Raw genomic sequence first — 14,109 nt, forward strand, 5'->3', positions numbered from 1 at the left:
CGCGCTCCATGCTGAGCCAGGTGAAGCTCCGTGACGCCACCTGTTCTGCGCCGCGTGGGTGGCTGATCGGCCGTTCGTCATCTCAGCAAAGTTGATTTCTTGCGGGGTGTAGGCTTCCGCGGCTTTGGCGGCAGGCCGGCATCGCAGTTCCGCTCGATCAGGGCTTCGGTGACGGACTCGTCGGCATAGGTCTCCTGCATCCGGATGTATATCGCAGACAGGCCCGGATCGAGGGAAAGCGCTTGCCGAACCAAGAGTTCAGCCTTTCCGCTGTTGCCGCAGGCCATGCTAGCCGCGATCTGATAAAGCAACGTCCGCCTGGTCTGAAACGGTAGTGTCAGGGCGACGCGCATCATGTCTTCGAAGCGGTCCAGCGCGTAGAGGGCCGCCACCCGCTCTTCAGTGATCCAGACCGGCAGAAAGGGATCGAGTGTCTCGGCACGATCAAGCATTCCAAGGGCGTGCTCAGCCTCTCCGACATAGACATAGAACGCGGCGCTGCGGCCGAGAATATAGGCGTCGTTCGGAGCGAGTTCCTTGGCGCGTATGTGATGGTAACGCGCCGAGGCGAAGTCGCCCGATTTCATCTTGATCGCGCCCATGATGCGATGGGCTTCCGGGTCGGTCGGGTCGAGTGCAAGCGCATGCGCAACCTGCTTTTCGGCCTCATGAAGGTCAAAGCTTGGCAAGTTGCTCCACGAGCAGACGTGCATGGCGAAGGGGCGGCCGAAACCGGGATCAGCGGTCATTGACCGCTCGAACCAGGTCATGGCTTCGTGTATGTGGGTGTCCGAAACGCCAACCAAGCGATGATGGTCCAGTCCCCGTAGGTAATACTCATAGGCCGTCATGTTCTCCGGGCGCTTTAGCCGCGCGGCCGCAAGTTCCGACTGCTCGACCCGTCCGGACACGGTTGCTGCGACACGCGCGATGATTTCATCCATGACATCAAGCAGTTCGCGAAACGGACGCGTTATGCGATCGGACCAGATGACGAGACCCTCTCCGGTTTCCGTCAGCGAGATGTTGACCCTGAGGTCGTCGCCCGCTTGCCGGATCGAGCCGCTGACGACGTAGCCGACGCCGAGAAGGCGGCCGATCTCGACCGGGTCTTTGGTCGTCAGTGCGGTCGCGGCCGAACGGGAACTGACAAACAACCCCTTCAGCCGGCTCAGTTCAAGAGTCAGGTCGTCGGTGATGCCGTCCGCCAGGAAGGATTGATCCGCAATGGCGCCGGGCGCAATGTCGAACCGCGCCACGGCGATCGAGTTTGTCCGGGGAGGCTGTACAGCATTGGGAGAGGATCGTGTTGGAGCGAACTGATAGAGGTGGCGGTCCACCAGTTCAGTAACCCGGTAAATCCGCATCGGCTCGAAAATTCCTTTCAGTCGACGTTCGCCGATGTCTTCAAATCCACAAGGCGAGACCCGACGGACCTGGTCGTAAAGCACCCCCGAAACCTCGATTGCGCCAGGTGGCGCAGACGCCTCAATTCGCGCGGCTATGTTCACGCCATCGCCGCGCAAGTCCGAGCCCACGACGACGACATCCGCGACATGCAGGCCGAAACGCATGTCGCCGCCACTCGAGCCAGGAAGGGCAGCGATCTCGGCGCGCGCCTCGATGGCGGCCCTAAGCGCATTGACTGGGCTGCCGAACTCGGCGAGCAGGGCATCGCCCGCGGTGCCGAAGACGCGGCCATCATGGCGCTGGATGACCATGCGAACAGTGTCGAGGACAGCGTCAATCCGGGTGATCGCTCCTTCCTCGTCCGTTTCCATCGCAGGGGTGGAGCCGACGAAATCTCCGACCATGATCGTGGCCAGCTTGCGCTGCATTCTCGATCCCTCCCGCCACAAAAGCACGTGGTGACAATGTAGCACATCAACAGGCTTGGGTGTTTTACGATTGCCAACGACAGCGGCGGGTGCGAACGGTGCTGTGGGAGCACGCACATCGACGTGCAAGCTGCCTGCAGGACTAAGGACGATAGGGGCCCGGCGGATTTGCGATGAAATCGAGATCATAACGTGCGACTTCATCCGAGACCGTCTCGATCAAACTCAATCTTGCCAGGAGCCGCCGCACATCGGCCTGCATCGCGATCATGTGCGGGGTTCGCCTATGGAACTCGTGTGCCTCCGCATCGCGAAAGCCTTCGATCAGAACCACCACGTCGTCTTCATCCTTGTGCCGATGATACTCAAAAAACACACAGCCTGGCTCAGCGCGCGTGGACACAACATGCGGCTCCATAGCGGCAAGGAACGCCTCTCGCATTCCCTGCTTGCAGGTGAGCCAACCCGTTATGAGTTTCATATGGGCACCTCGAATTTCTGTATCACTCGCCCTGACACGGAGGCTACTAACATTCGACGTGGGTGCAGACCTCAAGGTCCATGTCCAGGTTGTAACTTATAGCGCAGGCTGCTTCTGGCGCGAAGTGGACACCGTCCGCCACGGGGCGAGCGAAGACGAATTCTTGAGCGCGCCAGGAAGTGTCTCGACATTGCGTATATGCTAATCTGAGTGGCCATTGGCTGACTTGATGGGGGTGGGCGACAATGAAGCAACGGCTTTCTGTCATCATGGCCTCTGACGTGGTCGGCTATAGTCGACTGATGGGGATCGACGAGAAAGGCACACTTTCCGCTCTAAAATTGCACCGACACGAACTTTGGGACGTGAAAATCGCGTTGTATCAGGGCCATACAATCAAGCTTGTTGGCGATGGGATGCTGACGGAGTTTCAGACTGCTGAAGAGGCGGTCCTGTGCGCGATCGAGATCCAATCGGAGATGCAGAAACGCAATGCGCGTGTCCCCGGCGATCGCAGGATAGAATTTCGGATCGGTATAAATATCGGCGACCTTATCTTCGAGGACGACGATGTTTACGGCGATGGCGTGAACGTTGCAGCTCGCATTGAGAATGTCGCGAAACCGGGAGGCATAGCGATATCCGCATCGGTGCGCGACACCTTAGGCAAGCGTCTGGGCATCCGCTTCGAAGATGTGGGCGAGCACGCACTGAAGAACATCGAGCGGCCAATTCGCATCTTCAACATCATCGTCGACGACGGTGCAGAAGGGGCGAATCCTGAGTTTATTGCGACACCCAAGCCTGCCGTGCAGTCGGTCGGAACGCGCCTTGGGCCGGAGTTTTCGCCGAACAGAACATTGCTGTACGTTTCGAAGTTCTCAAATCTCAGCGGCGATCCAGACCAGGATTATTTCGCGGCGGGATTAACAGAAGATGTCGCGGCAGGTTTGGCGCGGTTCTCCAGGCTGATCGTTGTCGCTCAACAACCGCCCTCAGAGCAACAGCACGCCGAGTCAATCCCGCACTACGTCCTCGAGGGGAGCGTGAGGCGACTTGGCAATCGTGTCAGGGTGAGTGCCAACCTCATCAATGTTTCGGGTGAACGAATCTGGGCGGAAAAATACGACTTCGACCTTATCGACATCTTTCACATTCAGGACGAGCTGTCCCGCTCCATACCGGCCGCGCTGAGCGTCAAGATAGAAGAGGCGGAGCGTCAACGCGCCCTGAGCAAGCCTGTTACATCGCTAAAAGCCTACGATCTGTATTTGCGGGGCCGGCATCTTCATCAGGGCTCGAGCCAAGAGGATGTGCGACTTGCGCGGGAAATGTATCTCGCCGCGATAGCCGATGATCCGGAGTTTCCGCGGCCTTACATCGGGTTGGCCTGGATCGAGCTTCGGAAGCTGAAATGGAACGAAATCGTTGAAATCGATACCGCGCTTGCGACCGCATCGGCCCTGCTAAGCAAAGCCCTGAAGCTAAACCCGATCGACGCTGATACCCACTGGGCTCTTGGCGTCGTTCACCTTTGGAGGGGAGAGGCCGAGCGAGCCGTAGCCTGCTATGAGCGTGCCCGAGAACTGGCTCCCAGCAACTGTGACCTCCTCGCCGAATATTGCGATGCCCTGGGTTATCTTGGGCGCCTTGACGATGCCGTTAGGATGGGAGAGCTTGCCGTTCGCCTCAATCCGAGCCGCCCCGACTGGTATCTCTGGGATATCGCCGCAGCCAAATTTCTTTCGGGAAAATATTTGGAGGCACTGTCCCTTCTGGAGAAAATGGCCGAGCTTGGGCCCGCCTATCGCCTGCTTGCAGCGACCTACGCCCAACTGGGGCGGCTTGAAGAGGCGCGCCAGGCCGCGCGCGAACTTCTGAAGGTCAATCCTGACTTCTCGATCGAGCGTTACAGTTCGCGTGCACCCTATCTCGATAAGACGCTCATGGCCAAATACATCGAAGGCCTACGACTAGCGGGTCTGCCGGAGTAGGTTGGCGATCTGAAAGTCTAATGGACATGTCGACAAAGCAGCTCAATTGACGAAATGTTGCATATGCACTACAAAACGAGATCCGATTGAATGCTGGGGCGAGATGGCCATGGATCGACGTGATTCCAACTCTGATATCGTCAGCGAGGTCGTATCCGGGTGCTTGATGACGAGGAGCAGGCGCATCTCCCGGGTGATTACAAACATCTATGATCAGGAATTGCGTGACTACGGCCTCAATGCATCGCAGTTCTCGATGTTGATCATGATTGCAAAACTGGGTGGTGCTAGCCGCGCCGAGATCGGCCGCGCAAACTTTCAGGATCGGACGACCTTGACCCGCAGTCTTGCACCGCTTCTTGCAGAAGGTTGGATCGAAGAGCTTCCGACGGATGGCGGCCGCAGTAGACCGGTCGTCATTTCGGATTCTGGAAAAAAGCTCCTCAATGACGCCGCGCCTGCCTGGCGCGAGGCGCAGCGGAAAGCCAGCCAGCTCGTTGGCGATGTTGGTGCAAAAGCCATCATTGGCGTTGCCGAGAGTCTTCCGAGAGTAGACGAGCAGAAGTGAAGACGATCTCGGCGCCTCGGTTCCTTAACTTTCTCAACGTGAAGCAAAGCCTCGGCGACGCCGTTGATCCCAGTCCTGCACGATAGCCTTTGCGCTCATCGGGCAGGGCCGTTGTCTTACAGACCACGCTTCGTCGGCGCTACTTCGCCGCCCGTATTTCAGCGACAGTATTCTGAGGTTTCTGGAGGTGCGGGTAGTGGCCGATACCCGGCAAAACAGTCATGGGCGCACCGGTTCGCCGCGCAAATTCCTCTCCCATCTCTTTCTTGATGTAGAGGTCCTTTTCGCCCCAGACGAGTTTGACGGGAGTCTTGAGTTCACCGAGGTGCTCTTCGAGATAGTCCTGGTCGCGCGTGAAGTGCGAGTAGTATTGGTAGAACGCGTCAGCGGACGTGATGTCGCCGTGCCCCCATCCCTCCGTCATGTCCTTCAGCACCTCGGCCGGAAGGTCGAACTGTTCCTCGGGTGGCAGGCCGCGGCGATAGGCGTTTGCGAGGATTTCCGCGCTCGTCCCGTTCATGTGGATACGGGTTTTGGATGCCGCCGGCTCGCTCTTGAGGTTCTGGAGGCTCTTGTACATGTATTCGGGCCTGTTGAACGGAGCGAAGTCTCCGACGACGATGTTCTTGGCGATATCAGGTTCCTCAATCGCTGCCAGCAATGCGGGAAGCGATCCGATATCGGTCGCGTAAATTGTCAGCCTTGAGCGATCGACATGCGCAGACTTGATGTAGGCTCTCAGAATGTCGGCATAGTCTCGTGGCGAATACGAGAACGTCGCGACTGCGGGTCGCGATGACATTCCGTAGCCTGGCCAATCGATAGCATGGACTTCGTAGTCCCGCGCAAGTGCGTTCGCGATATCCTTCCAGACGAGTAGCGTCTCCGGAAATCCGTGGAGGAAGAGAACAGTCCCCTTAGGCGCGGCGCTGTGGGCGACCATGCGTCGAAGCGTGATGTCGGGGGCTACCTCTATGTATCCGATCTCGGCATGGATGCTGCTGGGAGAAGCGCCGGCTGAACCAGCCGATGCCGCGCTCAGCATGAGCGAGGAAAGGAGGGGTATCGAGTGTTTCAACATTTCAAGGCTCCTTCGTGTGTTGTTGCTCGCCTCTGGAGGCGACGATAGTGATTGCGGAAGCTTGGCGAGACCGTCGCCAACCAGTTCCGTACCAATTTGCCTGTATGTTGCGTACGCAACAGAATGTTTGTTCTAGAATGATGATATTGTACAGGAGAGACCGTTGGGCTCATTCCCTGTAAGGCATAATGATGCATATGCAACATATCGTCAAGCCACGCAGAATCTGCGGCGGACGATTTTGTATTGCATTGTATCCAGACCCTCGGTTGGCTTGGTTCCGATACATTTGCGACCGGCATCAGAAATATCCGGGATACCGAACGGTCCGATTTTGGCTCGGAAGCATGGGGCATTGGTTGCGCCTGCTAGTGCCAACGAAGGAGCAATCCATGAACGCACGGTTTATCGTCTCCGCGGCTCTTGTCGCTGCCGCCGTCATCTACCAGCCCGCGCAGGCCCAGCAGCCCGAAATTCAGCGGACCGATCTGGTGAAGGAGGACATCAGCGTCGCCGGCAAGGAAGTCGTCCAGGTGCGCGTCGACTTCAATCCCGGCGCTTTCGCAGTGAATCATAGACATCCTGGCGAGGAAGTTGCCTACGTTCTCGAAGGGACACTCGAATACAAGCTAGAGGGCAGGGAAGCCCTGACGCTCAAAGCTGGCGAGACCCTGTTCATCCCCGATGGCGTTGTCCATTCCGCGCGCAACGTCGGCGAAGGCAAGGCTTCGGAATTGGCGACATACATCGTCACCAAGAATGCGAAGCTCCTTGAGACCGTGAAATAGTCCGACAAAGGAGGAGGATACGTCATGACAGCAAGTGCCAAGGTAGAAGCCATCGACCTTTCTCGTCGGACGCTGTTGTTCGGGGGAACGGCTATCGCCCTGTCGACCGCGGTGTTGCCGTCGCTTGCGAAAGCGGCAGAAACCAGAATGGCGAAACCGGGCTGGAACGGCGAAATTCGCCCTTTCAAGGCCGAGGTTCCTGAAGCGGAATTGATTGACCTGCGGCGGCGGCTCGCCGCCACGCGCTGGCCTGACGGTGAGACCGTCACAGATCGATCCCAAGGCGTCCAGCCGGAAAAGCTGCGCGGTCTCGTCGAATACTGGCAGACCGGCTACGACTGGCGCAACGCCGAGAGGAGGCTGAATGCCTTTCCGCAGTTCCTGACGAACATCGACGGGCTTGATATTCATTTCATTCACGTGCGTTCCCCGCACGAGAACGCGCTGCCGTTGATCATGACGCATGGTTGGCCGGGCTCAGTGTTCGAACTCCTCAATGTGATTGGCCCGCTAACCGATCCAACGACGCACGGAGGCAAGGCCGAAGACGCCTTCCACCTCGTGCTGCCGTCCATCCCGGGCTTCGGTTTTTCGGAGAAGCCGAACACGACCGGATGGAACCCCCAGCGCATCGCGAGCGCTTGGGACGTGCTCATGAAGCGTCTAGGTTACAAAAGCTACGTCTCCCAAGGCGGTGACTGGGGCGCGATCATTTCCGATGCCCTTGGCCGGCGGGCACCGGAAGGCCTACTCGGCATTCACGTCAACCGGATCGAGCGGGGCACCACCTTTCCGCCGGACGCTGCCCAGGCGCTCAAGAACGGCGCCCCGGCCCCCGCGACTCTTTCTCCCGACGAGAAGAAGATCTTCGACGATGCCAGGGATTTTCTGAATAATGGCTTCGGGTACGCCGCCATCATGAATACGCGTCCGGAAACTGTCGGTTACGGTATTGCGGACTCTCCAGTCGGCCTAGCTGCCTGGCTCTATGACAAGATCGCAGACTGGGTCTTCACGCGCGGTGAACCTGAAAAGGCTCTGACAAAGGACATGATCCTCGACAACATCACCCTCTACTGGCTGACGAACACCGGGCCTTCGAGCGGACGCATCTACTGGGAGAACACGGTCTCAGGCGCGAAGCTTACGGCGATTCAGGTGCCCGTCGGCGTGACTGTTTTCCCCGGCGAGGTCTACAAGCCCCCGAAGGAATGGCTCTCCCGCGCCTATCCCAAGCTGGTCTACTATAACCGCGCCTCGAAGGGAGGCCACTTCGCCGCCTGGGAGGAACCGAAACTGTTCAGCGAAGAGATCAGGGCGGCATTTCGGAGTTTGCGATAAGGTGTTGTCGATCGTTGAGGGACGCCGTCGCGGAATAGAACGGCCGGCACCCGCCTTCATCAATGTTTGACGAGGTCCTCCGACCGCGCGATCTTGAAGAAGGCGTTGACTGGCTTGGCTCCGGTTCGCTCCTTGAGACAGATCAGGGCCTCGTCCATAAGCATGTCGTCGGCCCCCACGATTTCCAAAGGAACAAAGCATCGGCCCCGTCCAAACTCGGCCCGGGAAACAAACCAACACAGCCGCCGGCCGCAACGATCTCGCGAACAGCCTCCCGACCCTCGGCCTCGATCGTGGGCGGACGGCGTTCGCCGCACGGTCGCTGATCTGCTGGATAACGTTCTTCTGTTTGTGTTCCAGGCCCGCGGTCAGTGCAGCCCGAACTCGTTCAAGAGTTGCTCGCGGAACTTGACGAAACGCGCCTCGCTCCGGTTACGTGGGCGTGGCAGGTCGATGTCGATCTCGCGTGTGCGGCCGCCTTTCTCCTTGGCGAGAATGAGGACCCGGTCGGCAAGGTAGACGGCCTCCTCGAGATCGTGGGTTACCAGGATCATGGTGACCTTTTCCTCCCGCCAGATGCGCGCCAGCTCTTCCTGCATCGTGATCTTGGTCATGGCATCAAGCGCGCCGAAGGGCTCGTCGAGAAGCAGAATTTCCGGTTTCACCGCTAGCGCCCTTGCGATGCCGACACGCTGCGCCATGCCTCCCGAGAGCTGGGCCGGCAGCGCCTCGGTGAAATCGCCGAGACCGACGAGTTCCACGTAGTGTCGGGCGCGATCCCGAGCCTCTGCTTTTCGCAATCCGCGGTTTTCCAGCGGAAAGGCGACGTTGTCGAGCACGCTCAGCCAAGGGAGAAGCCGTGGCTCCTGAAAGATCACGGCACGATCGGTGCCCACACCATGGACCGGCTGACCGTCGATCAATACCTCGCCTCGGTCGGCCTCTTCGAGGCCGGCGAGAACCCTGAGCAGGGTCGTCTTGCCGGAGCCAGAGGCTCCGACAATAGCCAGACTCTCACCGGCGCGAATCTGGTTATTGACCGCTTGGAGCACATTGAGATGGCGCCCGTTGATCGAGAAGGATTTGGAAAGGTTCCGGATCGTCACCTCTCCACGCGTGGCAAGTTCAGCGAGTGCCATCTGTCTGCTTCCTCAATTCGCGGCGACGGCGAAGTTCGCCGGATCGTAAAGAATATCCTCGGCCTTCAGCTGTCCCGGCTGCAGGACGCCGCCGCGGGCGAGGATGTCGATCCAGAATTGCAAGTCGCGTGGAACGGCCTTGCCGCCCTCGCGCACGCCGTAACCGGTGAAATACTGCGCGATATCAGGGTTCTCGTTGCGCGAGGCAAGAACCTTGGCGATGACAGCTTTCGTTTCCTCGGGATGGAGGCGGGCATATTCGAGCGCGGCCTGCGACTTCTCGACGAAGGTCTTGGCGGCGGCCGGATGCTGCTTGATCCAGTCGCGGCGCAGCACGACAAAGCCGCCGGCGATTTCGCCGAGAACATCCGTGTCACCGAAAACCTTCTGAAGGGGGCCGTTCTTCAGGGCGGCGCCTTCAAAAGTCTTCTGCCAATAGCCGAAAGCCGAAATGTCGACCTGCTTTGAGCGCAGGACCTGTTCCAGCTGCGGGCCGGGCACGACCACGAGCTTGGCGGCGTTTTCCGGCAGGCCGACGGAGTGGAGCGCCTCGCGTACGGTATAGTCGAGGTGGGCGCCAAGCGTGTTGACAGCGATCGTCTTGCCGGCGAGATCCTTGATGGATTTGATCGGGTTGCCTTCAAGCGTGTAGAAAATGCTCTCGGTGGTCTTGTTGATGCCGTTCGACGCATAGGCGGCGACGAAATCATTGCCGCCAGCAATCGAGTTCAGTACGGCGGCCGTCGCCGCGCTGCCGAGTTCGACGTCGCCGGAAGCCAGCGCGAAGAGCGAGGCAGGCCCGCCCTGGGCATAGCCGACATTCTTGAAGGTGATGCCCGTATCCTTGAAATAGCCGAGTGCTTCGGCAAGCTCGTGACCGGAAAGGCCGCCTTGGCTTGCGAGATAGCGAATGGTGACCTGCTCGGGCTCGGCTGCGAAGACGGTGCCAGCCGTGCCCGCGAGGAGAAGGCTAGCGGCGGCGGCCATGCGGCCGAAGGAGCGACGGGAAATCTGCATGTTAGTCTCCGTGGAAAGTTTGGAGTGGAAGGGCTGAGATATGCGGATGATCAGTTCTTGACCTTGGACCAGCGGCAGAGCCGGGCCTGCAGGGTCTCCAGAATGAAATTCGCCGACAGACCGAGGAGGGCGAGCAAAAGGATGGCGGCGAACATCAATGGAATCTGGAAGTTGTATTGGGCGTTCATCACCTGAAAGCCGATGCCGGAATTGGCGCCGATCATTTCGGCGGCGATGAGCAGCAGAAGTGCGGTCGTGGCGCTGAGTCGAAGGCCCACGAAGATTTGCGGCAGGGCCGCCGGCAAAACCACACGGCGGAAGACGGTGAGCGGCTTGGTGCCATAGACGCGTGCCATCTCGATCAACTTCGGATCCACCTGCTTCACGCCGCCGATGGTGGCGAGCAGGATCGGGAAGAGCGTCGCCCAGAAGATCACGAAGATCTTCGAGGTTTCGCCGAGACCGAGCAGCAGGATGAAGACCGGATAAAGCGCGAGCGCCGAGGTCTGGCGGAACAGTTGCAGGATGGGATCGAGGCTGCGCTCGATGATCCGGATATGCCCCATGAACAGGCCGAGCGGAATGCCGACGCCGACTGCCGCGCCAAAGGCTGTGCCCGCGCGCTGCAGGCTGATGAGAATGTCGCCGGAGAAGGTGCCGACGGTAACGCCGTTCCAGAGGGCCCGCAAAATCGCGCCCAGCGGCGGCAACACAGCCGGATTGGTCCAACCGAGCGACGGTGCGATCTCCCAAAAGAGCGCAAAGACAATCAGCAGACCATAGCGCGACAGGAAATTGCGCAAGAATGCCAGGGCCTCCCGCACCGGCTTCTGCCGCCAGAAAGAGGTGATGTTATAGCTCTGCAGGGCGATCTGCTGTTCCGTATCCAGGGCCATGGCCAGTGCTCCTTTTGCGGTTTCGCTTATTCGGCGGCTTCGGTGTAGGCGGCACTCCACCTCGTGTGGGGAAATGGCAGCCCGAGATTTTCGCGCAGCGTCTTGCCTTCATAAGCAGTCCGGAACAGCCCGCGGCGCTGCAGGCGCGGGCACGGTTCTTGACATCCCGGTAGAATTCCCGCGCGCTTTCGAGCTTCTGATGTGCCGTGAAGATGACTTCGGCGGTCGCCGCCGCAAGTCCGCGCCCGTCATCGGATTGTCCGGCCTGCACGATCACCGGATGTCCCTGTTGCGAACGCGGAACATTGAGCGGCCCCTCGACGGAAAAGTGCTCGCCGCGATGATTGGTGCGATGCACCTTGTCAACATCGAAATAGACACCGCTTTCGCGGTCGCGGATAAAGGCGTCATCCTCGAAACTTTCCCAAAGCTTCTTCACCACCGCGAGATGCTCTTCGGCCCGGCGGTAGCGTGCGGCATGAGGGATTTGCTTGTCGAGGTTGAAATTCCGTGCCGCGGCTTCGGTTGCGGTGGTCACCACGTTCCATCCGGCGCGCCCGCCGGAGATCAGGTCGAGCGAAGCGAATTTGCGGGCGACCGAATAGGGTTCCTCGTAAGTGGTTGACGCCGTCGCTATGAAACCGAGATTTTCGGTGAAGGGCGCCAGGGCTGAAAACAGCGTGACGGGCTCGAACCCGGCTACCTTTGCATTGCCGCCTTCGATGCCGCCGCCGAAAGCCACCGCCAGCCCGTCCGCCAGGAAATAGGCATCGAAAAGACCACGTTCGGCCGCCTGCGCAAGCTCGATGTGAAACTTCAGGCTCGTCGCCCCGTCGAGCGGCTGATCCGGATGACGCCAGGACGCAATGTGCTGCCCGCCACCGGGAAGGAATGCACCAAGCTTGATCTGTCGCGTCATTTTCAATCTCCCGTTGCTGCTTCACGCTGCTGCCGGACGGGCAGGCGGGCAAGTCGGGAAAGACTGGCACATAGTATATAGATTACATAGATTTTATTTTTTCGTGTGTGCGGTCATAGGGTGAAAGATTTTTCCTCGGAAGGCTCCCTGCAATGGTTTTCCACTACCACGCGCTCCTGCCGTCAGACGAGAAGTTGGAAGGAGGCAGTTGTCTCGCATTGCGCTGACACGTCGCCGACATTGATCGGTCGCCGATTAGGCGAAGACGCCGAGAGGTCTGGAACCGATACGCCGCGCCAAAGAGGGTTCATCGGCGATTGGAGCCGCGCGGGTAAGGACGGCGGGCCCTGACCCTGCTGGTTCGTCCCCCGTCCGATGCTCGACAAAGCACCGCGAACGAGATCAGTGGCCGTCGTCCTGTTGTGATCCGGCGCGGATGGCGGCGAGCACGTCCTTCTGCAGGGCGATGAAGTCCGGCGTGGCGATCATGTCCTGATGCCGTGGCCGGGCGAGGCCGACGTGGAAGGTCGCGTTGATGCGGCCGGGATTGATGCTCATGGCGACGATCCGGTCCGAAAGGTAGACGGCCTCCTCGACGTCGTGGGTGACGAAGAGCACGGTCAGGCGGTGCTCTTCCCAGATCTGGGTCAGAAGCTCCTGCATCTGGTGGCGGGTGAGGGCATCGAGTGCGCCGAACGGCTCGTCCATCAGCAGCATCTTGGGCCGATAAGACAAGGCCCTAGCGATCGCCACGCGCTGCTTCATGCCGCCGGAGAGTTCGGAGGGAAAGCTGTCGGCGAAGCGACCGAGTTTCACCAACTCGATATGGTGGCGCGCGACGTCGCGGCACTCCGCACCCGTGAGCCCCGCGGCGCTCAGCGCGAATTCCACGTTCTGCTGCGCCGTCAGCCAGGGCAGAAGCGTATAGGATTGGAAGACGACCCCGCGGTCGAGGCCCGGTCCGACGATCGGCACCCCGTCCGTCAGGAGCACGCCGTCGTCGAAGCCCTGCAGGCCCGCGACGATCGACAGGAGCGTGCTCTTGCCGCAGCCGGACGCGCCAACCAGTGAGACGAATTCGTTATCGGCCAGTTCCAGGTCGATGTCGCTCAGTGCGTGCATGCGGTTCTTCTTCGAACCGTACCACTTGTTGAGGGACTGTAGCTTCAGTTTCGGCTCGCTCATCTCAATGCCTCGACGCATAACGGAAGAGGACGCGCTCCAGCGCCTTCATGCTCTGGTCGGTGATCAGGCCGAGCACGCCAAGCAGAAGGATGTAGCCGATGATCGTCTGCGTCTGGAAATAGCGTTGCGAGACGACGATGCGGTATCCCAGCCCCGACGTGGCGGCGACCAGTTCCGCGAGCACCAGCCAGGTCCAAGCCCAGCCGAGGCTGATGCGCAGCGTATCCCAGATGCCGGGCAGCGACGAGGGCAGCACGATGCGTGTCAGAATGCGCGTTTCCGAGAGGCCGAGCGTGCGCCCGAGCCCGACGAAATCGGGCGGCACGCGCTTGACGCAGTCCATCACCATCAGCACCTGCTGGAAGAAGGTGCCGATCCAGATGATCACGAATTTCTGAATATCGCCGGTGCCGGCCCACAGGATGGTCAGCGGCACGAAGGCTACGACCGGCATGTAGCGCACGAAATCGACGAAGGGTTCGATCGCCGCTTCCCAGGTCTTGAAGCAGCCGATCATGATGCCGATCGGAATCGCCATCGCCGAGGCGAGCGCGAAGCCGACCGCCATACGGTAAAGGCTGACGCCGGCGTCGCTTAAGAGCGTACCGTCCAGCGCCAGTTCCACCATCTTGGAAAGAACAGCGCCAGGGTGCGGCAGGAAGATCGGCTTGACCCAGCCCGTCCCCGTCGCCGCCCACCACAACGCAAAGAGCAGCACAAAGACGCAGACTGCAATCGCCACGAACGCGTGCGCGCCGAGCGGATCGCCGATGCGGAAGGCGCTCGGCGGTCGGCCGACGCCCGCGCGCGGTTGCGCTCGGGAGCCGCCCTTGGATGTGGAGGAGGCTTCGGGAGCAGACAT

12 protein-coding genes and 2 pseudogenes are annotated in these 14,109 nt (G+C 60.0%); 4 read left to right on the forward strand and 10 right to left on the reverse strand.

Going from position 1 to position 14,109, the window contains the following annotated elements; all coding sequences use genetic code 11:
• Positions 1–77 precede the first annotated feature (77 nt).
• Both AC1DE4_RS19380 and AC1DE4_RS19385 read right to left on the reverse strand, forming a co-directional pair.
• Complete coding sequence (locus AC1DE4_RS19380) at positions 78–1,838, reverse strand: adenylate/guanylate cyclase domain-containing protein (RefSeq protein ID WP_477882608.1); 1,761 nt, start codon at positions 1,836–1,838, stop codon at positions 78–80.
• 142 nt (positions 1,839–1,980) lie between these two features.
• Positions 1,981–2,319 carry a putative quinol monooxygenase gene (locus AC1DE4_RS19385; RefSeq protein WP_018857251.1) on the reverse strand — a complete coding sequence of 113 codons (339 nt, stop codon included), beginning with the start codon at positions 2,317–2,319 and terminating at the stop codon, positions 1,981–1,983.
• A gap of 245 nt (positions 2,320–2,564) precedes the next feature.
• Between AC1DE4_RS19385 and AC1DE4_RS19390 the strand changes: the two genes are divergently transcribed.
• On the forward strand, positions 2,565–4,313 hold the full coding sequence (locus tag AC1DE4_RS19390) for an adenylate/guanylate cyclase domain-containing protein (protein ID WP_018857252.1): 1,749 nt from the start codon (positions 2,565–2,567) through the stop codon (positions 4,311–4,313).
• Positions 4,314–4,422: 109 nt separating this feature from the next.
• On the forward strand, positions 4,423–4,881 hold the full coding sequence (locus AC1DE4_RS19395) for a MarR family winged helix-turn-helix transcriptional regulator (RefSeq protein WP_245267952.1): 459 nt from the start codon (positions 4,423–4,425) through the stop codon (positions 4,879–4,881).
• 139 nt (positions 4,882–5,020) lie between these two features.
• Here AC1DE4_RS19395 and AC1DE4_RS19400 read toward each other — a convergent pair whose 3' ends face one another.
• Positions 5,021–5,962: an alpha/beta fold hydrolase gene (locus AC1DE4_RS19400; protein ID WP_018857254.1), complete on the reverse strand. Its 942-nt coding sequence runs from the start codon at positions 5,960–5,962 to the stop codon at positions 5,021–5,023.
• 392 nt (positions 5,963–6,354) lie between these two features.
• Here AC1DE4_RS19400 and AC1DE4_RS19405 point away from each other — a divergent pair, with 392 nt between their 5' ends.
• On the forward strand, positions 6,355–6,750 hold the full coding sequence (locus tag AC1DE4_RS19405) for a cupin domain-containing protein (protein WP_018857255.1): 396 nt from the start codon (positions 6,355–6,357) through the stop codon (positions 6,748–6,750).
• 24 nt (positions 6,751–6,774) lie between these two features.
• Entirely contained in the window at positions 6,775–8,091 is a 1,317-nt protein-coding gene (locus tag AC1DE4_RS19410) for an epoxide hydrolase family protein (RefSeq protein WP_018857256.1), read from the forward strand.
• A 59-nt stretch (positions 8,092–8,150) separates the two neighbouring features.
• Here the strand turns inward: AC1DE4_RS19410 and AC1DE4_RS19415 are convergent.
• From AC1DE4_RS19415 to AC1DE4_RS19445, 7 genes and pseudogenes are all read right to left on the reverse strand, one after another.
• A pseudogene (locus AC1DE4_RS19415) lies at positions 8,151–8,389 on the reverse strand (LysR family transcriptional regulator); the annotation flags it as partial.
• A gap of 70 nt (positions 8,390–8,459) precedes the next feature.
• On the reverse strand, positions 8,460–9,230 hold the full coding sequence (locus AC1DE4_RS19420) for an ABC transporter ATP-binding protein (protein ID WP_018857258.1): 771 nt from the start codon (positions 9,228–9,230) through the stop codon (positions 8,460–8,462).
• Between the two features lie 12 nt (positions 9,231–9,242).
• Complete coding sequence (locus AC1DE4_RS19425) at positions 9,243–10,217, reverse strand: ABC transporter substrate-binding protein (protein WP_409564071.1); 975 nt, start codon at positions 10,215–10,217, stop codon at positions 9,243–9,245.
• A gap of 80 nt (positions 10,218–10,297) precedes the next feature.
• Positions 10,298–11,143, reverse strand: a complete 846-nt coding sequence (locus tag AC1DE4_RS19430) for an ABC transporter permease (protein ID WP_018857260.1) — start codon at positions 11,141–11,143, stop codon at positions 10,298–10,300.
• 145 nt (positions 11,144–11,288) lie between these two features.
• Positions 11,289–12,062: pseudogene (locus tag AC1DE4_RS19435) on the reverse strand (NtaA/DmoA family FMN-dependent monooxygenase); the annotation flags it as partial.
• Between the two features lie 402 nt (positions 12,063–12,464).
• Positions 12,465–13,247: an ABC transporter ATP-binding protein gene (locus AC1DE4_RS19440; protein WP_018857262.1), complete on the reverse strand. Its 783-nt coding sequence runs from the start codon at positions 13,245–13,247 to the stop codon at positions 12,465–12,467.
• A gap of 1 nt (position 13,248) precedes the next feature.
• Positions 13,249–14,109: an ABC transporter permease gene (locus AC1DE4_RS19445; RefSeq protein ID WP_018117153.1), complete on the reverse strand. Its 861-nt coding sequence runs from the start codon at positions 14,107–14,109 to the stop codon at positions 13,249–13,251.

The organism is Rhizobium sp. 10N414 (assembly GCF_056394785.1).